The organism is Amycolatopsis tucumanensis, from assembly GCF_021654135.1.
GTDB classification, from domain to species: domain Bacteria; phylum Actinomycetota; class Actinomycetes; order Mycobacteriales; family Pseudonocardiaceae; genus Amycolatopsis_E; species Amycolatopsis_E tucumanensis.
Map to the genome: position 1 here is coordinate 14,446 of NZ_JAKGSD010000012.1, position 19,528 is coordinate 33,973.

17 protein-coding genes are annotated in these 19,528 nt (G+C 73.7%); 10 read left to right on the forward strand and 7 right to left on the reverse strand.

The window, feature by feature from the left end; genetic code table 11:
* Nucleotide 1 precedes the first annotated feature (1 nt).
* Together L2C96_RS14685 and L2C96_RS14690 are read right to left on the reverse strand one after the other, a co-directional pair.
* Nucleotides 2–940, reverse strand: coding sequence for an Acg family FMN-binding oxidoreductase (locus L2C96_RS14685; RefSeq protein ID WP_020421648.1), 939 nt, complete (start codon nt 938–940; stop codon nt 2–4).
* Between the two features lie 20 nt (nt 941–960).
* Nucleotides 961–1,830: a universal stress protein gene (locus tag L2C96_RS14690; RefSeq protein WP_237336518.1), complete on the reverse strand. Its 870-nt coding sequence runs from the start codon at nt 1,828–1,830 to the stop codon at nt 961–963.
* 106 nt (nt 1,831–1,936) lie between these two features.
* Between L2C96_RS14690 and L2C96_RS14695 the strand changes: the two genes are divergently transcribed.
* On the forward strand, nt 1,937–2,935 hold the full coding sequence (locus L2C96_RS14695; protein WP_237336519.1) for a zinc-binding alcohol dehydrogenase family protein: 999 nt from the start codon (nt 1,937–1,939) through the stop codon (nt 2,933–2,935).
* A gap of 65 nt (nt 2,936–3,000) precedes the next feature.
* Here L2C96_RS14695 and L2C96_RS14700 read toward each other — a convergent pair whose 3' ends face one another.
* A complete protein-coding gene (locus L2C96_RS14700) occupies nt 3,001–3,585 on the reverse strand; it encodes an Rv1733c family protein (RefSeq protein ID WP_237336520.1) in 585 nt (194 codons plus the stop codon).
* Nucleotides 3,586–3,836: 251 nt separating this feature from the next.
* Here L2C96_RS14700 and L2C96_RS14705 point away from each other — a divergent pair, with 251 nt between their 5' ends.
* Genes L2C96_RS14705 through L2C96_RS14720 form a run of 4 tightly spaced genes read left to right on the forward strand, consistent with a single transcriptional unit; the run spans nt 3,837 to nt 8,419 of the window.
* Nucleotides 3,837–5,249: an amino acid permease gene (locus L2C96_RS14705; RefSeq protein ID WP_237336521.1), complete on the forward strand. Its 1,413-nt coding sequence runs from the start codon at nt 3,837–3,839 to the stop codon at nt 5,247–5,249.
* A gap of 18 nt (nt 5,250–5,267) precedes the next feature.
* Nucleotides 5,268–6,488: an arginine deiminase gene (locus tag L2C96_RS14710; protein WP_237336522.1), complete on the forward strand. Its 1,221-nt coding sequence runs from the start codon at nt 5,268–5,270 to the stop codon at nt 6,486–6,488.
* 15 nt (nt 6,489–6,503) lie between these two features.
* Nucleotides 6,504–7,499: an ornithine carbamoyltransferase gene (argF, locus tag L2C96_RS14715; RefSeq protein WP_237336523.1), complete on the forward strand. Its 996-nt coding sequence runs from the start codon at nt 6,504–6,506 to the stop codon at nt 7,497–7,499.
* On the forward strand, nt 7,496–8,419 hold the full coding sequence (locus L2C96_RS14720; RefSeq protein ID WP_237336524.1) for a carbamate kinase: 924 nt from the start codon (nt 7,496–7,498) through the stop codon (nt 8,417–8,419). Before argF ends, L2C96_RS14720 begins: the two co-directional genes overlap by 4 nt.
* Here the strand turns inward: L2C96_RS14720 and L2C96_RS14725 are convergent.
* Entirely contained in the window at nt 8,416–10,140 is a 1,725-nt protein-coding gene (locus tag L2C96_RS14725) for a GAF domain-containing sensor histidine kinase (protein WP_237336525.1), read from the reverse strand. The genes L2C96_RS14720 and L2C96_RS14725 overlap by 4 nt on opposite strands.
* 159 nt (nt 10,141–10,299) lie before the next feature.
* Here L2C96_RS14725 and L2C96_RS14730 point away from each other — a divergent pair, with 159 nt between their 5' ends.
* Nucleotides 10,300–10,563: a 2TM domain-containing protein gene (locus L2C96_RS14730; RefSeq protein ID WP_237336526.1), complete on the forward strand. Its 264-nt coding sequence runs from the start codon at nt 10,300–10,302 to the stop codon at nt 10,561–10,563.
* 212 nt (nt 10,564–10,775) lie between these two features.
* Nucleotides 10,776–10,979, forward strand: a complete 204-nt coding sequence (locus tag L2C96_RS14735) for a hypothetical protein (RefSeq protein WP_237336527.1) — start codon at nt 10,776–10,778, stop codon at nt 10,977–10,979.
* 73 nt (nt 10,980–11,052) lie between these two features.
* Here L2C96_RS14735 and L2C96_RS14740 read toward each other — a convergent pair whose 3' ends face one another.
* Nucleotides 11,053–11,622 carry a CBS domain-containing protein gene (locus L2C96_RS14740; protein ID WP_237336528.1) on the reverse strand — a complete coding sequence of 190 codons (570 nt, stop codon included), beginning with the start codon at nt 11,620–11,622 and terminating at the stop codon, nt 11,053–11,055.
* Nucleotides 11,623–11,873: 251 nt separating this feature from the next.
* On the opposite strand from L2C96_RS14740, the gene L2C96_RS14745 reads away from it, so the two are divergent.
* The 3 genes from L2C96_RS14745 to cydD are packed head-to-tail and all read left to right on the forward strand — an operon-like array spanning nt 11,874 to nt 17,668.
* Nucleotides 11,874–13,280 (forward strand): cytochrome ubiquinol oxidase subunit I, encoded by a 1,407-nt coding sequence (locus tag L2C96_RS14745; protein ID WP_237336529.1) that lies wholly within the window; start codon nt 11,874–11,876, stop codon nt 13,278–13,280.
* Nucleotides 13,281–13,289: 9 nt separating this feature from the next.
* Nucleotides 13,290–14,303, forward strand: coding sequence for a cytochrome d ubiquinol oxidase subunit II (gene cydB / locus L2C96_RS14750; protein WP_237336530.1), 1,014 nt, complete (start codon nt 13,290–13,292; stop codon nt 14,301–14,303).
* Complete coding sequence (cydD, locus tag L2C96_RS14755) at nt 14,300–17,668, forward strand: thiol reductant ABC exporter subunit CydD (RefSeq protein ID WP_237336531.1); 3,369 nt, start codon at nt 14,300–14,302, stop codon at nt 17,666–17,668. The genes cydB and cydD overlap by 4 nt, the downstream gene beginning before the upstream one ends.
* A gap of 8 nt (nt 17,669–17,676) precedes the next feature.
* On the opposite strand, the gene L2C96_RS14760 is transcribed toward cydD, so the two are convergent.
* Entirely contained in the window at nt 17,677–18,312 is a 636-nt protein-coding gene (locus L2C96_RS14760; protein WP_020421663.1) for a TetR/AcrR family transcriptional regulator, read from the reverse strand.
* Between the two features lies 1 nt (nt 18,313).
* Complete coding sequence (locus L2C96_RS14765) at nt 18,314–19,528, reverse strand: NAD(P)/FAD-dependent oxidoreductase (RefSeq protein ID WP_020421664.1); 1,215 nt, start codon at nt 19,526–19,528, stop codon at nt 18,314–18,316.

Consider the following 19,528-nt stretch of genomic DNA (forward strand, 5'->3'; position numbering starts at 1 on the left):
CTCATCCCCGTTTCCCCACCCCGGTCGGCGCCAGCACCCGGCCCGGGGTGGCCGTGACCGGGTAGCCGACCCGGAGGATCGCCTGCGGGTACCCGGGGAGGTCGAGCTTCTCGATGAGCCCGGCGCGCACCTCGGGCAGGTGCAGCGGCTGGGTCAGGACGGAGCCCACCAGCCCCTCGGTGATGGCGGCGAGCCAGGCCCGCTCCAGCGCGGCGCCCGCGTGCAACTGGTCGCGCCGCGTGTCGTCCGCGGTGAGCACGATCAGCAGAGACTCCGCCGCGACCCGCTCGGTCAGCGTCACCGTGTCGGGTAGGTGCGTGTCGGCGCGCACCAGACCCGACCAGGGCAGCGTGGTCTCCGGCGACGGCGGTTCCCGCAGCTGGGCGGTCCAGGCGGTCAGTTCCCGCTGGTAGGCCCGGTCGGCGCGGAGCAGCTGCCCGGCGTGGGCCAGCAGCTCGGCCAGCGGCGCCGCCTCGGTCCGGGACTGGACGAGACGCGCCTCGGTGCCTGGCCCCGCCGCCGTGTCGCCGAGCAGCCGCAGGACCCGCGGCGGGACGTGGTGCAGCGCGAACGGCGAGCGGTAACTGCTGCGCTGGAAGATCGCCGAATAGCGGTTCAGCTCGTCGGGCTTGGCCTCCCCGCGCTCGGCGGCGCGGATCTCGGCGACCAGGTCCGGCCGCACCGGCGACGGCAGCAGCTCCACCTCCGGGCGCCAGCCAAGGACCCGCACCGCGAGATCCAGGTTGGCCAGCGCCGCGCCGCAGGAGAGCACCCGGTCGCGGCCGGTGGGGTCGTGCCGCGGCAACGACACGTCGAACCGTTCGTACAGCCGCAACACCCCGTTCGGGACCTCCAACACCCACGGCTGCGAGTTGTGGACCGAGGGGGCGCAGCTCGCGGCTCGCGCGAGCGCCCCGACCTCGACCTGGGACCAGTGCATTGTCATTCCTCCGGAAGTTCTCAGCGGACCACGGCGACCGGGCACGGGCAGTGGTGGAGCAGGGCCTGGCTGGTGGAGCCGAGCCCCATGCCGTCGAAGGCGTGCCGCCCGCGCGAGCCGACCACGACCAGTTGGGCGCCCCGGGCCGCGGCGAGCAGTCCCCGCACCGGGCGGTCCCGCACGGTGCGCAGCGCCAGCGGCACGTCCGGGTACTTCTCCCGCCACCCGGCGAGCCGCTCGGCCAGCAGGCGGCGCTCGTCCTCGGCGACCTCGTCGTACTCCACGTCGATCGGCAGCACCGACCAGGTTTCGCCGAGGCTCATGTCGGTCCAGGTGTGCAGGGCGACCAGCGGCGCCTGCCGCCTGCCTGCGGTGTCGAAGGCGAAGGCGATCGCCGCGTCGCTCGACGTGGAGGCGTCCACGCCCACCACAATCGGGCCGCGCTCCGGCGGCAGCGCGTCCCGCACCACGACGACGGGACAGGGCCCGTGGGCGGCGAGCGCGGACGAGACCGAACCGAGCAGCAACCCGGGGAAGCCACCGAGACCGCGGGAACCCAGCACCGCGAGGCGGGCGGTCGCCGCCTCCTCGATCAGGGCGGCCGCGGCCGCGCCGGTGCGCAGCCGCGTGTGGATCTCGATGCCGGGTTCGGCCGCCCGCGCCTGGCCGTGGGCCTCGCCGAGCCAGCGGTGCCCCTGTTCGAGCCGGGACTCGACCAGCCCGCCGCCCCCGGGCGCCGTCGAGGGCGCCGGAGGCAGGGTGCACACGTGCACGAGCCGGAGCGGCAGATGCCGCAGTGACGCCTCGCGCGCTGCCCATCGCACGGCGTTGAGCGCCGCCGGTGAGCCGTCCACGGCGGCGAGAACCGCGGGTTCGATCGATTCGACCATGCTTCGATCCTCACCGGCCGGTGCCGCGGCGGGCAGGGCAGACGGGCCCCGGCCACGGGGCACTTCGGCTCTTTCCCGCCCGCGCGCGCCTGGGAAAGCCGGCCCCATGCTGACGTGGCGAGTGATCGAGCCCGGTCCGCCCGGGTCGCGGAAGTTCGAAGCACGCGAGGAACCGGCGCCCACCGCCGGCACCGGCGAACTACTCGTGCGGGTGCGAGCGTGCGGGGTCTGCCGCACCGACTTACACGTGCTCGAAGGCGACCTGCCAGTGCACCGGCCCGGGGTCGTGCCCGGGCACGAGGTCGTCGGCGAGGTCGCGGCGCTCGGTCCGGACGTGCGCGGATTCGCACCCGGGGACCGGGTGGGCGTCGCGTGGCTCCGGGGCACGTGCGGTGCGTGCCGGTACTGCCTGCGCGGCGACGAGAACCTGTGTCCCCGCTCGACCTACACGGGCTGGGACGCCGACGGCGGTTACGCCGGATACACGACGGTCCCGGCTGCCTACGCGCACCGGCTGCCCGCGGGCTACTCCGACCAGGAGCTCGCCCCTTTGCTGTGCGCGGGGATCATCGGGTTCCGGGCGCTGCGCCGCGCGACCCTGCCCGCCGGCGGCCGCCTCGGCATCTACGGCTTCGGCGCCAGCGCGCACCTGGCCGCCCAGGTCGCGCTCGCGCAGGGAGCCACAGTGCACGTCATGACCCGCAGCGCCCGGGCCCGGCAGCTCGCGCTGGAACTCGGCGCGGCGTCGGCCACCGGCGCCGCGGACGCCCCGTCCGAACCCCTCGACGCCGCGATCCTGTTCGCCCCGGCCGGGGAACTCGTGCCGCCCGCGCTCACGGCGCTGGACCGTGGCGGCACCCTCGCGCTGGCCGGGATCCACCTGACCGACATCCCCCCGCTGCACTACCAGGCGCACCTGTTCCAGGAACGTCAGCTGCGCAGTGTCACCGCGAACACGCGCCAGGACGCGCACGACTTCCTCGCCTTCGCCGCCGACCACCACCTGCGGGTCACGACGAGCGCCTACCCACTCGGCGACGCCGAGCGGGCGCTGAACGACCTCGCCGCCGACCGGGTCACCGGAGCCGCCGTCCTGTTGCCGTGACGGACACCGGTTCCCGGCCGCACGACGGGCCCGGGGCGAGCGGCCCCGCTCGCCCCGGGCCTGGTTCACGACCGGGTGCTCCGCGTGTCGAAGCGGCGCCAGTCCTCGTCCCAGTCCGCCGCGCGGCGCCGGTCCAGCCGGATCCGCACGAGCCAGAAACCGGCGCCGCACAACAGGATCACGCCGGACCAGCTCGCGAAACCGACGGTGATCGCGTTCGTGATCACCACGCTCGGGGTGATCGGCTCGGTGACGACTGCGCCGTCGCGGTCGAGCCACACGGTCACCGCGTCGCCCCCCTGCGCGCCCCGGGCGGCCGTGACCTGACCGGTGACGGCCCGGCCGTCGGCTCCCTGCCAGGTCGCCTCGACCCGCGCCGGCCGGCCGGCCGAGCCGTTCGGGCCTGCGGTCCGCGGCGGGGCGTCCGCCAGCAGCGTCGCGGTAGCCGGGTGGCGCGTGGCCTGCTCGATCCGCATCTGCTCGCGTTCCTGGGTGTAGGTCCGCGCGCCCAGCAGGCCCACCGGCAGCGCGGCCAGCAGCACGACACCGAGCAGCACCAGCAGCAGGCGGCGTTCGGTCCGGTCCGTTGCGCGGGCCAGCGGATTGCGGCCGGGGCGGACGATCCACCGCGCCTTCGTCGCGAAACTCATCGGGGCTCCTTCGTCGGCAAGTCCTCCAGTACCGGCGAGGGTGGCCCGGCCGCGGCGGTGATCGAAGGGCCGACCGTCCCGACCGTGGTCACCGCGCGGCGGGACCTAGTGCTCTCGCCCACCGGTTCCCGTCGACCGGCGGACGGCACCGGTGACCTTGGTCCCCGGCCGGTGCCCATTGGTCCCTCGCCGAACGCGATCAACTTCCGCTGAACTCGACGGCGACCGGAACCCCCGACGGAAGGGCCGCCATGTCCAGACCACCGAGCACGTCACAACCCGCGCGTCCGGCGCGGCTCGAGCTGAAAGCCCGCTCGCTGGGGCTGACGTCGGCGACCGGACTCGTCGTCGGCAGCATCATCGGCACCGGCGTGTTCACCATGCCCGCGGTGCTCGCCGGCGCCGGGACCAGCTCCCTGCTCGTGCTCGCCGTGGTCGCGGCGGGCGCCACCGTGCTCGCGGTCCTCTTCGGACAGCTGACGCGGCGGGTGCCCAACGCCGACGGCGGGTTGTACGCCTATGCCCGCCACGAGTTCGGCGACTTCGCCGGCTACCTCACCGGCTGGTGCTACTGGATCTCGGCCTGGGCCGGCAACGCCGCGATCGTGTCGTCCTGGGTCCTGTACGTGGAGTCCCTGTTCGGCATCACCGATCCCTCGTGGTGGGTCAGCTGGGGCATCGCGATGCTGGGTCTGTGGATCCCGGCCGCGGTCAACCTGGCCGGCGTCCGGCAGATGGCCTGGTTCGAAAACCTCACGGTGGTGCTGAAGTTCGTGCCGCTGCTGTTCGTCGCCGTGGCCGGCTGGTTCTTCGTGTCGAAGGCCAACTTCGGCCCGTTCAACGCCTCCGGCGGCAGCCTCTACAGCGCGATCGGACTGGCCGCGGGTGTCGCGTTGTTCGCGTTCATCGGTGTCGAGGTCGCGGCCGTGACGGCGAAGCGGGTGCGGGAACCGGGCCGCAACGTGGGCCGGGCGTCGGTGCTGGGCACGGCCGCCAGCGCGCTGCTCTACATCGTGGTGTCGGCCGCCGTCATGGGCCTGGTCCCGCACGACGCGCTCGTGGCCACCGGCACCCCGTTCGTCCCGGCCGTGGAAACGATCTTCCCCGGGATGGGCTGGGCGGGCAAGCTCATCGCCGCGCTCGCCGTCGTGTCCGGCATCGGCGCGCTCAACGGGTGGACCCTGGTCACCACGGAGGTGTCGCGCGCGGCCGCGACCGACGGGCTGTTCCCCCGGGCGTTCGCGTGGACCGACCGCAAGGACACCGCGTGGTTCGGCATCGTCGTCGCCGCGCTGCTGCCCTCGCTGCTGATGCTGTGGCGCTACACCGCCGGTTCCGGCCTGACGGTGTTCACGTTCCTGGTCAACCTCTCGGTGGTCACGGTCGCGATCCCGTACTTCTTCTCGGCCTGCGCCCAGCTGGCCCACCTCGTGGGACGGCGCCGCGTCCGGCCGCTGCTGCTGGCCCGTGACCTGCTCATCGCCGGTGTCGCCGTCCTGTTTTCGCTGTGGGTGACCTTCGCCGCCGGCTACGCCGCGGTCTACCAGGCCCTCGCGATGGTGCTCATCGGCGTCGTCGGCTACGCGGTCCTCGCCGGGCGGCGGCAGCGCCAGGCGGTCCGCCGCGCCGAGACCACCCCGTCGATCCGGCACGACGCGGCCTGACCCGGAAAGGACGACGAGATGACGTTCGGAGTCGCCTCCGAAGTGGGCAAGCTGCGCCAGGTGGTCGTGCACCGCCCCGGCGGCGAGCTGGCCCGGCTCACCCCGCGCAACATCGGCGAGCTGCTGTTCGACGACGTGATGTGGGCGAAGAAGGCCAAGGAGGAGCACGACGTGTTCGCCGAGGCCCTGCGCGAGAAGGGGGTCCAGGTCCACTACTTCGAGCGCCTGCTCGCCGAGTCCCTCGACCTGCCCGGCGGGCGCGCGTTCGTGCTGGACCGGGTGTGCACGCCGGACATGCTCGGCGCCGCACTGGTGGAGGAGCTGCGCGGGCTCTTCGAGGGCATGAGCGGCGGCGAGCTGGCGGCCCTGCTCATCGGCGGGGTGCTCAAGGCCGACCTGCCGCACGTCCGCTCGGGCAGCCTGCACTGGAACACGCTGCAGCCCGACGACTTCGTGCTCCGCCCGCTGCCCAACCACCTGTTCCCCCGGGACAACTCGTGCTGGATCTACGGTGGAGTGTCCGTCAACTCGATGGCGAAACCGGCCCGGCGGCGGGAAACGCTGCACGCGCAGGCGATCTACCGCTACCACCCGCTGTTCGCCGAGGCCGGTTTCCCGGTCTACTCCGGCCAGGACGACGTCGCGCACTTCCCGGCCACGGTGGAGGGTGGTGACGTGCACGTCGTCGGCAACGGCGCGGTGCTCGTCGGCATGGGCGAGCGCACCTCGGCCACGGGTGTCGAGGCGCTGGCCCGCGCCCTGTTCGACAGCGGCCAGGCGCACACCGTGGTCGCCGTCGAGCTGCCCCGGTCGCACGCCATGATGCACCTGGACACGCTGATGACGATGGTCGACGAGTCCACCTTCGTGCTCTACCCCTACTTCGACCCGCACCTGCGGTCGTGGACCGTGCGGCCCGGCGGCCGGCCGGGCGAGCTCGACGTCCGGGGCAACGACAGCCTGTGGACCACGCTCGCGGGTGTGCTCGGCGTCCCCGAGATCACCGTGCTCCGCACCGACGAGGACGTGCGCGCCGCCGAGCGGGAGCAGTGGGACGACGGGAACAACTACCTCGCCGTCGCCCCGGGCGTGGTGGTCGGCTACGACCGCAACATCGCCACCAACACCATGCTGCGCAAGCACGGCATCGAGGTCGTCACCGTGCCGGGCGGCGAGCTCGGCCGCGGCCGCGGCGGCCCGCGCTGCATGACCTGCCCCCTCGAACGCGATCCCGCCTGACCCGAGGAGACCACCATGGACCTGCAGGGGCGCAACCTGCTCACGGCCACCGACCTGACCCGCGAGGAGTTCACGCACCTCGTTGACCTCGCCGCCCGGCTGCGGCACGAGAAGCGCGCGGGCGTGCGGGAACAGCGGCTCGCCGGCCGCAACATCGCGCTGATCTTCGAGAAGAGCTCCACCCGAACCCGGTGCGCCTTCGAGGTCGCCGCCCACGACGAAGGCGCCGCCGTCACCTACCTCGGCCCCGGCGAGACCCACCTCGGCCACAAGGAGTCGGTCGAGGACACCGCGCACGTGCTCGGCCGGATGTACGACGGCATCGAGTACCGCGGGTCGGCACAGGAAACCGTCGACGTCCTGGCTGCTCACGCCAGCGTGCCCGTCTGGAACGGGCTCACCGACCTCTGGCACCCCACGCAGATGCTCGCCGACGTGCTCACCATGCGGGACCACGTCGCCGGGCCGCTGGAGCGCCTGACGCTCGCCTATGTGGGTGATGGCCGCAACAACACGGCGAACTCGCTGCTGGTCACCGGAGCCCTGCTGGGCATGTCGGTCCGCATCTGCGCGCCGCGCGAGCTGTGGCCGTCCCCCGCGGTCCGCGAGCTGGCCACCGGGCTGGCGGCTGGGTCGGGCGCGGACCTCGCCGTCACCGACGACCCCCGCGCCGGGGTGCGGGGCGCGGACTTCGTCTACACCGACGTCTGGCTGTCCATGGGCGAGCCGGAGGAGACCTGGGACGACCGGATCCAGCAGCTGCTGCCCTACCAGGTGGACGCCAAGCTGCTCGGTGCGACCGGGAACCCGCGGGTGAAGTTCCTGCACTGCCTGCCGTCCCTGCACAGCCGCGACACCGGCCTCGGCCGCCGGCTGGCCGCCGCGCACGGGGTCGCCGCGCTCGAGGTGACCGACGAGGTGTTCCGCTCCCCCGCCTCGGTCGTCTACGACCAGGCCGAGAACCGGATGCACACCATCAAGGCGCTGATGGTCGCGACGGTGCGGCGATGAGGATCGTCGTCGCCCTCGGCGGGAACGCCCTGCTGCGCCGGGGCGAGACCCCGGACGCCGGCATCCAGGAGAAGCACGTCCAGGCGGCCGCCGACGCGCTGGCGCCGCTGGCCCGGCGGCACCGGCTGATCGTCACCCATGGCAACGGCCCCCAGGTCGGCCTGCTCGCCCTGGAGACCGCCGGCGACCCGGCGCTCACCGCGCCCTACCCGTTCGACGTGCTCGGCGCGCAGACCCAGGGCATGATCGGCTACTGGCTGGCGCAAGCGCTGCACAACCGCGCCGGCCTGCCCGCCGCCGCGGTGCTCACCCGGACCCTGGTGCGGGCGGACGACCCGGCGCTGCGGCAGCCTGCCAAGTTCATCGGACCGGTCTACGACGAGGAGACCGCGCGGCGGCTCGCCGGCCGCAACGGCTGGCAGGTGCGCCGGGACGGCTCCGCGTGGCGGCGGGTCGTGCCGTCCCCCGAGCCCGCCGACGTGGTCGAACTGCCCCTGATCCGGCTCATCGCGGACAGCGGCACGACCGTCGTCTGTGGCGGAGGCGGCGGGGTGCCGGTTGTGGCCGACGAAGACGGGCAGCTGCACGGCGTGGAAGCGGTGGTCGACAAGGACCTCACCGCGGCGCTGCTGGCCAGCGCGCTGCAGGCGGACGCCCTGCTGCTGCTCACCGACGTCGCCGCGGTCGAGGACGGCCACGGCACCGCCGCCGCACGCCCCATCCGCCACGCCCATCCGGCCGGCCTGCGGGCCCGCACCTTCCCGGCCGGGTCGATGGGGCCCAAGGTGGACGCCGCCTGCCGGTTCGTGGAGTCAGGCGGCGCGCTGGCGGCGATCGGCCGCCTCGAAGAAGCGGCAGCGGTCCTGGCCGGGCGCGCCGGCACAACGGTCTCGCCGGTCGCGCCGGCCAGGCGCGGTTAGGAGACGGGCGCCGCCCAGGTCAACCGCGTGCCGCCGTCCTCGGCCGCCGTGACGGAGAGGCTGCCGCCCGCCTGGTCAGCACGTTCGCGCAGGTTGTGCAGGCCGCTGCGGGCCACGGTGTCCGGGATGCCGATCCCGTCGTCGGCCACCTCGATGACCAGCTCGTCACTGGCGGAGACGGTGACCATCAGCGACGTGGCCTTGGCGTGGCGCACGGCGTTGGACAGCGCCTCGCGCAGCACCGCCTCAGCGTGCTCGGCCAGCTCCGGACCGGCCACGCCGACCGGACCGGACATGCGCACGGTGGTGCGCAGCCCGGTGTCGCCGGTGATCTCCGCGATGACGTCGTCGAGCCGCTTGCGCAGCTGCCCGGTGCCGTGCAGGCCGCCGTGCAGATCGAAGATCGCCGTGCGGATTTCCGCAACGATGCTCTGCACGTCGTCGATCATGTCGGCCAGCCGCCGCTGGATCTCCGGGTTGCGGGAACGCATGTGCGTGCTCTGCAACGCCAGCCCGTGGGCGAACAGCCGCTGGATCACGTGGTCGTGCAGGTCACGAGCGATCCGGTCGCGGTCGGAGACCACCTTGAGTTCGCTGATCGAACGCTGGTCCTCCGCCAGCTGCAGCGCCAGCGCGGCCTGGTCGGCGAAGGCCGCCGCCAACGGCAGGTGCGCGCTGTCGAAGGCCGCGTCGCCCGTGCGCCGGGCCACCACCAGCACGCCGGAGACCGAGGTGCGAGACGCTCGCAGCGGCAGCACCAGCGCGGGACCGAACTCCGCGGACACCTCGAACTCCAGGCTGTCCACCCGCCGCGGCTGCGCGTCCCGGAACGCCGCCCCGCAGGTGGACCCCTCGACCGGGATCTTCCGCTCGGTCAGCCGGCCGGGATCCAGGCCGGCGTGCACGGTGACGACCAGCTCCGTGACGTCCTCCAGGGGCATGTCCGGATCCTCGGGTTGCGCGATCAGCGCGTAGTCCGCACGCGCCAGCGTCAGCGCGCGGGTCGCGATGAGCGTGAGAACGTCGGCCGGATCTGCGGCGGCAAGCAGTTCGGCGCGGACCTCGCTGGTGGCCTCCTGCCACTGCTGCCGCAGCCGGGCCTGCTCGAACAGGCGCGCGTTCTCCACCGCGATGCCCGCGGCCGCGGCGAGCGCCTGCACGACCACCTCGTCGTCCTCGGTGAAGGGCTGGCCGTTGTTCTTCTCGGTGAGGTAGAGGTTGCCGAACACCTCGTCCCGCACCCGCACGGGCACGCCGAGGAAGGTCTTCATCGGCGGGTGGTGCGCCGGGAACCCGGACGAGGCGACGTGCTGGGACAGGTCGTCCAGCCGGATCGGCTTCGGCTGCTCGATCAGCAGGCCCAGCAGGCCGTGCCCGGTCGGCAGGTCCCCGATCTCCCGGCGGGTCGCCTCGTCGATGCCCTCGTAGACGAACTCCGCCAGCGACTCGCGGTCCTGGGTCAGCACCCCCAGCGCGCCGTAGCGGCAGTCAACGAGGTCGATCGCCGAGTGCACGATGCGCCGCAGGGTGGCGTCCAGCTCCAGCCCGCTCGCGACGGCGAGCATCGCCTCCAGCAGCCCGTCCATCTGGTCGCGCGACTGGACCAGCTCCTCGATGCGGTCCTGCACCTCACGCAGCAGTTCCCGCAGCCGCAGCTGCGACAACGTTTCGCGCAGTGGCCGATCCTGTCCCCCGAGGTCACGCTGGTCCTCGACCGCCATGCCGACCATCGTGCCCCACCAGGCACCCTCCCGTCACGTGTCGTGACGTGAGCGGTCACCGCGCGGCAAGGCCGAAGGTCCCCGCCGTGAGGTGACCAGGGCCCGTAGTGCGGGCTCCCGGAACAGCTGACGCTGGTGGGGCACAAGGAGGTGGTCACCGTGACCGACACGGAAGCCGGACGGCGCGAGCACGCCGTGGCACGGCTCAAGCAGAAACGCGACTACTACCAGCACGTGGCCGTCTTCGTCCTCATCAACGGTTTCCTGATCGGGGTGTGGGCGCTGACGGGCGCGGACTTCTTCTGGCCCGTCTTCCCGCTCGGCGCCTGGGGCGTCGGGCTGATCATGCACACCTGGGACACGTTCTCGCCGAACTCGCCCAGCGAGCGGCGCATCCGGCGGGAGATGGACCGGATGGCGTGAGCCGGCGGGAGATGGACCGGATGGCGTGAGCCGGCGTTCCGAGACGACCGCCCCGGTTCCGGCCGGGGCGGTCGTCTTTTTCGTCGTGCGCGCCCCTGCCGAAGGGCCTTGTGGCCAGGGGCCCCAGGTCCCGTGATCCGGGGCCCCGGGGCTCTCGTCCCCGCGAGGCGGTCCGGACAGGCTGAACACACCTGAGGGCAAGGGCGGTGACGATGATGAACACCCTGATCGAGCTGCAGCACCTGGCTGCGCACCGGCCATCGGCCATCGCGCCCCCGGACGAGGTCGCCGCGTGGTACCGGGACAAGGCGCTGCTGCACCAGCACCTCGCGCTGGAGTCTCGCGAACCGGCGATCGCCGCGCGGGAACGCCTCCTCGCCGGCGCCGCACTGCGCCGCGCGGCGATCGCCGGGTGAAGCGCCGGACGCGGCGCGACCACCGCACCGGGAGCGGAGATCCCGGCACGGTGGTCGCCGTCGAAGGGTTCGGTCAGGTTCGCGGGACCGACTTCAGCGTTACGCCGGTCACACCGCGCACCGACCGCGCCAGCGCGCCGACCACGCGCCGCTCCGCCTCGTCGGCGAACTCGCCGCTGATGACGGCCTCGCCGTCGCTCACCTCGACGCGCCATTCGCCGCGGTGCCCGGAATAGTCGGTCAGCACCGCGCCCAGGACAGAGGCGACGGTGTCGTCCGAGGACACCAGCGGACGCAGCAGGTCACGGCGGCTCACGACACCGACGAGGACACCATCCTCGGTGATGGGCACGCAGCGGAGCCGGTCGGCGAGCATGCGGCGGGCGATGCCCTCGATCTCGGTCGCCATGGACGCGACCTCCACCGGAGTGGACATGTACTCCGCCACCGTCGCGCCGTTCCCGCCCGCCGTGGTCGCGCGCAGCGCGTCGGCCTCGGTGAACATGCCGATCACCCGCTCACCGTCGTCGACCACCGGCATCCCGGCGAACCCGTGCTCCACCAGCGACGCGGCCGCCTCCCGGACGCTGGTCGAGGGCAGCACCCGGACCACCGGCTTGCTCATGATCTCCCACGCGTGCATGGCGTGCTCCTCGTTCCTCGCATGACGTGTTGCCCGCCAGGCTCGTCCCGCCCGGGCCGGAAAAGCAGGGCCTAACGGCACCGCGCCCAGGGACCTTCGGCGCTCCCCGCGCCGGCCCGGCGGCGGCGCACGAGTCCGGATGGGACCGCGGTCCCCGGCGAAGATGACCAACGGCCCTGCTCGCGCGCACTCCGCGCCGACGACGCTGGACCCGATCTTGCTCCGCCCGGGAGCTGGTGAGGGGAGAGGCGATGAACGCGCTGGACCTGGCGCGGTGGCAGTTCGGGATCACCACCGTGTACCACTTCATCTTCGTGCCCCTGACGATCGGGCTGTCGTTCCTGGTCGCCGGGATGCAGACCGCGTGGGTCCGCACGGGCAAGGAGCACTACCTGCGCATGACGAAGTTCTGGGGGAAGCTCTTCCTCATCAACTTCGCCATGGGCGTCGTGACCGGCATCGTGCAGGAGTTCCAGTTCGGCATGAACTGGAGCGACTACAGCGCCTTCGTCGGCGACATCTTCGGCGCGCCGCTGGCCATCGAGGGCCTGCTCGCGTTCTTCCTGGAGTCGACGTTCCTCGGGCTGTGGATCTTCGGCTGGAACCGGCTGCCCAAGCGGCTGCACCTGGCCACGATCTGGCTCGCCGCGACCGGAACCCTGCTGTCCTCCTACTTCATCCTCGCGGCGAACTCCTGGATGCAGCACCCGGTCGGCTACCGCGTGAACCCGCAGACCGGCCGCGCCGAGCTCAACGACTTCGCCGCCGTGCTCACCAACTCCACCGCGGTGGGCGCCTTCGCCCACACCATCACGGCGTGCTTCGTCACCGGCGGCGTGTTCGTGGTGGCGATCAGCGCGTGGCAGCTGAAGAAGAAGCGCGCCCCCGAGGTGTTCCGCCCGTCGATGCGCGCCGCGCTGGTGACGGTGCTCATCGCCAGCGCCGGCGTCGTCGTCACCGGCGACATCCAGGCCCGCCTCATGACCGAGCAGCAGCCGATGAAGATGGCCGCCGCCGAAGCGCTCTACGACACGGTCGCGCCGGCGTCGTTCTCGCTGTTCACGATCGGCTCGCTGGACGGATCGGAGGAGGTGTTCAGCATCCGGGTGCCGCGGGTGCTGTCGTTCATGGCGACCGGCTCGTCCGACGGGGAGGTCGAGGGCATCAACGACCTGCAGGCGCAGGCCGAGCAGACCTACGGCGCCGGCGACTACACGCCCAACGTGCCGGTCACCTACTGGACGTTCCGGCTGATGATCGGGTTCGGGTTCCTCATGGGACTGCTGTCGCTGATCGGGCTGTGGGTGTCCCGCCGGGGCCGGACCCCGCGCTCGCCGTGGTTCTACCGGTCGGCCATCGCCTGCCTGGCCCTGCCGTTCGCGGCCAGCGCGCTGGGCTGGATCTTCACCGAGATGGGCCGCCAGCCGTGGGTGGTGTTCGGGGTGCTCAAGACCGCCGACGGCGTCTCCCCCACGGTGGCGGCCGGGAGCGTGCTCACCTCGATGATCGTCTTCACGATCCTCTACGGCGCGCTCGCCGCGATCGACGGCACGCTGATGTACCGCTACGCCCAGCACGTTCCCGATCCGGAGCCCGAGCAGGACGCCGGGAAGTCCGATGAGGACACCGAGGCCCGTCCGCCGGTGTTCACCTACTAGGAGAATCCCATGCCGCTCACCGACATCTGGTTCCTGCTCATCGCGGTCCTGTGGACCGGCTACTTCGTCCTGGAGGGCTTCGACTTCGGCGTCGGGATCCTGCTGCCCTTCCTCGGCCGGGACAACACCGACCGCCGGGTCATGATCAACTCGATCGGCCCGGTGTGGGACGGCAACGAGGTGTGGCTGCTGGTCGCGGGCGGCGCCACCTTCGCCGCCTTCCCGCTCTGGTACGCCAACCTGTTCTCCGGGTTCTACCTGCCACTGCTGATCATCCTGGTGGCGCTGATCGTGCGCGGCGTCGCGTTCGAGTTCCGCGGCAAACTGGACAGCACGGGATGGCGGCGCGGCTGGGACGTCGCGATCTTCGCCGGCTCCGCGGTGCCCGCGCTGCTGTGGGGCGTGGCGTTCGGCAACATCCTCCGTGGCGTCCCGCTCGACGCCGAGCACCACTTCACCGGCTCGTTCTTCGACCTGCTCAACCCCTACGCGCTGCTCGGCGGCGTCACCACGCTGTCGGTGTTCGCGCTGCACGGCGCGGTGTTCCTCGCCCTCAAGACCGACGGGGACGTCGCCGAGCGGGCCCGCCGCCTCGTCCGCGGCCTCGGCGTCGTCGCGATCGTGCCGGCCGGGGCGTTCCTGCTGTGGACGCAGCTGGCGCACGGCCACGGCTGGACCTGGGCCACCACCGCGGTGGCCGCGCTCGGCCTGGCGGGCGCGGTCGCGATGACGGACCTGCGACGCGACGGCTGGGCGTTCACCCTGACGGCGCTGGCGATCGCGGCGACGACGGCCACGCTGTTCGGCTCGCTCTACCCGGACGTGCTGCCGTCCACCACGGACGCGGCGAACAGCCTGACCACCACCAACGCCGCGTCCACGCCGTACACGCTCAAGATCATGACGTGGGTCGCCGTGGTGTTCACCCCGATCGTCCTGCTCTACCAGGGCTGGACCTACTGGGTGTTCCGCAAGCGCGTCACCCGCGCGTCCATTCCGGACTCGCAGGGCCTGCCGGTATGAGGCCGCTCGACCCGCGCCTGCTGCGGCACGCCCGCGCCGCGCGCCCGTTCGTCCTCGGGTGCGCGGCGCTGGGGGTGGCGACCGCGCTGCTCGTCCTGGTCCAGGCGGACCTGCTCGCCACGGCGATCACCGGCGCCTTCCTCGACGGGACCACGCTGGCCGCGCTGACCGTGCCGGTGCTCCTGCTCGTCGTGGTGGTGCTGGGCCGCTCCGGCATCGCCTGGCTGTCCGAAACGCTGGCGCACCGCGCGTCCGCCGCGGTGCTCGACCAGCTGCGCACCGCGCTCGTCACGCACGTGCTGCGCACCGGGCCGCGACGCTCCGGCGGCCGGTCCCCCGCCGACCTGGCGACCCTCGCGACCCGCGGCGTGGACCGGCTGGACGGCTACTTCGCGCGGTACCTGCCGCAACTGCTGCTCGCCGCGATCGTGCCCGCCGTCGTCGGGCTACGGATCCTGCTGTCCGACTGGGTCGCCGCGGTGATCCTCGGCGTGACGGTGCCGCTCATCCCGGTCTTCATGATCCTCATCGGGCTCTACACCCAGCGCGCGGTGAACCGCCAGTGGCGCACGCTCGCCGTGCTGGGCAACCACTTCCTCGACCTGGTCGCGGGCCTGGCGGTGCTGACCGCGTTCGGCCGGGCCAAGGCCCAGCGGCGAGGGCTGCGTGAGATCACCCGGCGGCACCGGCTGGAGACCATGCGGACGCTGCGCGTGGCGTTCCTGTCCGCGCTGGCGCTGGAGCTGCTGGCCACGCTGTCGGTCGCGCTGATCGCGGTGTCGATCGGGCTGCGGCTGCTCGCCGGTGAACTCGACCTGCACACCGCCCTGGTCGTGCTGATCCTGGCGCCCGAGGTGTACCTGCCGCTGCGCGCGGTCGGGGCCCGGTTCCACGACAGCACCGAGGGCATCGCGGCCGCCGGGGACCTGTTCGCGGTACTCGAGGACGAACCGGGCACGACCGGTGGCCGCCGTCCCGCGCCGAACCCGGCGCGGGTGCCGCTGCGGCTGGAGCGGGTGCGCGTCGACGGGCGCTCCGCCCCGGTGCTCGACGAGCTGAGTCTGCGCGTCGAGCCGGGCGAGGTGGTCGGGATCAGCGGGCCGAGCGGCGCGGGCAAGAGCACCCTGCTCGACCTGCTGCTCGGCTGGTTCACCCCGGACGCCGGGCGGGTGTTCGCCGACGGCGTCGACCTCGCCGAGGTCGACCGCGCCGCCTGGCAGGAACGCGTGGCGTGGGTGCCGCAGAAGCCGTGCCTGCTGGCCGGGACCGTGGCGGGCAACATCCGGCTCGGACGGCCGGACGCCGGCGACGACGAGGTGGCCCGCGCCGCGGAGGCGGCTGGGCTCGACCTGCCGCCGGACACCCCGGTCGGCGAGCTCGGATCGGGCCTGTCCACCGGGCAGCAGCGCCGGGTCGCGCTGGCCCGCGCCCTGCTGACCGGCCGTCCGCTGCTGCTGCTCGACGAACCCACCGAGGGCGTCGACGCGGACACCGAGAACGCCATCCTGGACCGGCTGCCCGCGACGCTGGCCGGGCGCACGGCCGTGATCGTCAGCCACCGCGAAGCCGTGCTGCGCGCGTGCGACCGGGTGATCGAGCTGCGGTCCCCCGCGGCTACCGCCGCTCCGGCCGCGCCCAGCCGCCCCGCCGCGCGTCCCGCGTCCGCGCCCGCCCCGGTCACCACCGCGACCGGGGAGGAGCCGGCGACCGGCGCGGGCACCTGGCAGTGGCTCAGGACCGCGATCCGGCCCTACCGGTGGCGGCTGGCGCTGGCCTGCGCCGCCGGCGCGGCCGCGCTCGGCAGCGGCGTGGCGCTGACCGCGGCGTCGGGGTGGCTGATCTCCAGCGCCGCGCTGCACCCGCCGGTGCTGTCCCTGATGGTGGCGATCGTCGCGGTGCGCGCGTTCGGCCTCGCCAAGGGCGTCCTGCGGTACGCCGAGCGGCTGCTGTCGCACGACGTGGCGTTGCGGGCGGTGGCCGACCTGCGTGTGCGGGTGTGGACCACCCTGGTCCGGCTCGGCCCCGCGGTGACCGCCCGCCGGCGCCGCGGCGACCTGCTGAACCGGCTGATGTCCGATGTGGACAGCCAGCAGGACCTGCTGGTGCGCGTGGTCGTGCCTGGGGTGTCGGCCGCCGTGGTCGGACTCGGCGCGGCGGCCGGGTTCGGCCGGCTGCTGCCGGAGGCGGGCGTGATCATGGCCGCCGGGCTGCTGTGCGCCGGAGTGGCCGCGCCCGCGCTGTCGGCGCTGGCCTCGGCGAAGTCCGAACGCGACACGAGCACGACGCGCGCGTCGGTGACCGCCGGGACGGTCGAGCTGCTGCAGGCCGCGCCCGACCTGATCGCGTTCGGCGCCGCGCCTCGCCGTCTGGACGCGCTGCGGCACAGGGCTTCCCAGCTCACCGCGGCACTGCGCCGCTCCGCCGCCGCGCGCGGGCTCGGCGCGGGGTTGAGCACGTTGTCCATCGGGATGACCATGATCGGCTGCCTGGTGGCCGGCGTCGCCGCGCTGCGCGCCGGACGGCTGGACGGCCCGGCGCTCGCGGTTCTCGCACTGACGCCGCTGGCCGTGACCGAACTGGTGGCCGCGTTGCCGGAAGCCGCGCAGCGGCTGCTGGCGGCGCGCCTGGGCGCCCGGCGGCTGGCCGAGCTCGACACCCTGCCCTCGCCGGTCGCGGAACCGGCCGCGCCGGTGGCCGCCGGACGCGGGCCGCTGGAGCTGGACGGGTTGTCGGTGCGCTGGCCGGGCGCCGCGGTGGACGCGGTGCACGGCCTCGACCTGAGCACCGGCTACGGCCCGGTCGTCCTCACCGGACCGTCCGGGTCGGGCAAGAGCACCGCGCTGGCCGCGGTGATGCGCAACCTGGACCCATCCGGCGGCGCCGTCCGGATCGCCGGCACCGACACGCGGACGAACACCTCCGACGACGTCCGCGCCGGGTTTGCGTGGTGCGGACCGGACACGCACCTGTTCGACAGCACGCTGCGGGAGAACCTGCTGCTGGCCAGGCCAGGCGCCTCCGACGACGAGCTGCGGGAGTGCCTGCGGCGGGCCCGGCTCGGCGCCGTGCTCGCGGCGCTGCCGGAAGGCCTGGACACACCGCTCGGCGCGCACGGCACCACGCTCTCCGGCGGGGAACGGCAGCGGATCGGCGTGGCCCGCGCCCTGCTGGCCGACCGGCCCGTGGTGCTCCTCGACGAGCCGACGGCCCACCTGGACGGCGCGACGGCCGCCGGGCTCGCCGCCGACCTGCGGGCACTGGTGGCGTCCCGTCCGGCGGTGATCGTCACCCACCGGCCCGCGGAGTTCCCCGGGCTGCCGGTGGTGGAGGTGGGCGCGGGATCGGTGGCGCCCAGCCGGGTCTGACCCCCGGGTCAGCGCCCGCTGTAGCGCAGGGGCGTCCGCGCGCGGTCGTCGAGCACGCGGGCCGCCAGCCAGGCCAGTCCGTCGGCCGTGCGGGCCGGGGTGTCCGAGGGCTGCATGACGTGGCTGAGGACGGCGCGGACGAGCGCATCGACCACCACGCCGATCTGGTCGGCGGTCAGCCCGGGCCGGTAGGACTCCACGCGCCGGAGGAGGATCACCTTCGCCTCGGTGATCAGGGTGTCCGCCCGGGTGGTCAGCAGCGGCAGCAGTTCGGTGTCCGCGCCGTGCGTGGCCGTCGCGACGGCGCGCAGCAGGACGTTGTCACTGGCGAGTTCGAGGACGTTGCGCACCGCGTCGTAGATCGCCTCCACGAGGTCGCCGGGATGCCGGTCGAACGCGTCACGGACCACGGCGAGGAACCGGTCGAGCTCGTGGACGACCATGGCTTCGGCCAGCGCGGTCTTCGAGCCGACCTCGTTGTAGACGGTCTGGCGGCTGACCCCGGTGGCCTCGGCCAGCCGGGCCATGGTGACCGCCGACCAGCCCTCCCGGGCGGTCAGCTCGATCGCCGCGGCGATGATCGGCTGCCGGTGCTGGCCGCCGGCAACCGACCGGCCCGGGAGAGTGTCGCCCATGATCGCCATTCTAGGCGGCGGCCCTGGTGGCAGCGGCGAAGACGACCGCGTCCGGCCACGGCGCCGCCGCGGCGATCAACCGCCGGTACTTCATGATCTCCCGCGGGCGGTCGACGGTGAGCGCGCCGGTGATCCGGTCGCCGCGGCGGTAGAGCGCGGTGAACCCCTCCTCGGCGGGCACCGCGACCAGCACCTCGTCCCCGTGCGGCGTGCCGACGAACTGGATGCGGTGGCCGTACCAGTCCGACCAGAAGTAGGGCACCGGGGTCAGCGGGCGCGCCGCAGCCGGATCGAGCGCGTGACGAGCGGCCGCCGCGCCCTGTTCGGCGGCGCCGGTCCAGTGCTCCAGGCGCATGAGCTCCCCGCCGAACAACGGGTTCGCCACGTGGGCGACGTCGCCCGCCGCGTACACACCGGGCACCCCGGTGGCCAGTGTGGCGTCGCAGACCACGCCCCGGTCGCGTTCGTGCAGCGGCACGCCGCTGCCTTCCAGCCAGCCCGTGGCCGGGGCGACCCCGATCCCGGCGACCACCAGGTCGGCCGGCAGGACCTCGCCCGTGGCGAGCCGGACGCCGGTCACGGCTCCGGCTGCGGACTCCAGCCCCTCGACCGCCGTGGACAACCGCAGTCCGGTGCCGGCCGCGCGGTGCAGATCCGCGCAGACGGCGCCGGCCTGCGGGCCGATTGAGCGGGTGAGCGGCACGTCCAGCGCTTCCACGATGGTCACCGGCAGCCCGCGGGCGCGGGCTGCCGAGGCGACCTCCGATCCGATGAAGCCCGCCCCGACGACGACCGTGCGCGCGCCGCGGTCCAGCGCGGCGCGGATGGCCAAAGCGTCCTCGGCGGTGCGCAGGGTGTGCACCCCGGTGAGCCCGGCGGCCCCGCGGAGCCGCCGCGGCGTGGCGCCGGTGGCGATCACGAGCGCGTCGTAGCCGATCTCCCGCTCACCCACCCGAACAGTGCGGGCGCCGGTGTCCAGGCCCGTCGCCGGGGCGCCCAGCAGCAGGTCGACCCCCAGGTCCTCCCGCAGCTCCGCCGCGGACCGGAACGGCGCCACCCGCGCCGGGGCGTGCGGGGCGAGGAAGGACTTGGACAGCGGGGGCCGGTCGTAGGGCGGGTGCTCCTCGGCGCCGATCAGCACGATCCGGCCTCGGTAGCCGCCGCGCCGCGCCGATTCCACCGCGCGCAGGCCGGCCAGCGAGGCGCCGGCGACCACCAGTGTCAC

Excerpts from the sequence above, each read along its gene's own strand:
- L2C96_RS14760 (WP_020421663.1), bottom strand. The coding sequence starts at position 18,312 with ATGGCGATCATGGGCGACACTCTCCCGGGCCGGTCGGTTGCCGGCGGC.
- cydD (WP_237336531.1), top strand. The coding sequence starts at position 14,300 with ATGAGGCCGCTCGACCCGCGCCTGCTGCGGCACGCCCGCGCCGCGCGC.
- L2C96_RS14690 (WP_237336518.1), bottom strand. The coding sequence starts at position 1,830 with ATGGTCGAATCGATCGAACCCGCGGTTCTCGCCGCCGTGGACGGCTCA.
- L2C96_RS14700 (WP_237336520.1), bottom strand. The coding sequence starts at position 3,585 with ATGAGTTTCGCGACGAAGGCGCGGTGGATCGTCCGCCCCGGCCGCAAT.
- L2C96_RS14705 (WP_237336521.1), top strand. The coding sequence starts at position 3,837 with ATGTCCAGACCACCGAGCACGTCACAACCCGCGCGTCCGGCGCGGCTC.
- argF (WP_237336523.1), top strand. The coding sequence starts at position 6,504 with ATGGACCTGCAGGGGCGCAACCTGCTCACGGCCACCGACCTGACCCGC.
- L2C96_RS14720 (WP_237336524.1), top strand. The coding sequence starts at position 7,496 with ATGAGGATCGTCGTCGCCCTCGGCGGGAACGCCCTGCTGCGCCGGGGC.
- L2C96_RS14745 (WP_237336529.1), top strand. The coding sequence starts at position 11,874 with ATGAACGCGCTGGACCTGGCGCGGTGGCAGTTCGGGATCACCACCGTG.
- L2C96_RS14740 (WP_237336528.1), bottom strand. The coding sequence starts at position 11,622 with ATGCACGCGTGGGAGATCATGAGCAAGCCGGTGGTCCGGGTGCTGCCC.
- L2C96_RS14685 (WP_020421648.1), bottom strand. The coding sequence starts at position 940 with ATGCACTGGTCCCAGGTCGAGGTCGGGGCGCTCGCGCGAGCCGCGAGC.
- L2C96_RS14695 (WP_237336519.1), top strand. The coding sequence starts at position 1,937 with ATGCTGACGTGGCGAGTGATCGAGCCCGGTCCGCCCGGGTCGCGGAAG.
- cydB (WP_237336530.1), top strand. The coding sequence starts at position 13,290 with ATGCCGCTCACCGACATCTGGTTCCTGCTCATCGCGGTCCTGTGGACC.
- L2C96_RS14725 (WP_237336525.1), bottom strand. The coding sequence starts at position 10,140 with ATGGCGGTCGAGGACCAGCGTGACCTCGGGGGACAGGATCGGCCACTG.
- L2C96_RS14710 (WP_237336522.1), top strand. The coding sequence starts at position 5,268 with ATGACGTTCGGAGTCGCCTCCGAAGTGGGCAAGCTGCGCCAGGTGGTC.
- L2C96_RS14735 (WP_237336527.1), top strand. The coding sequence starts at position 10,776 with ATGATGAACACCCTGATCGAGCTGCAGCACCTGGCTGCGCACCGGCCA.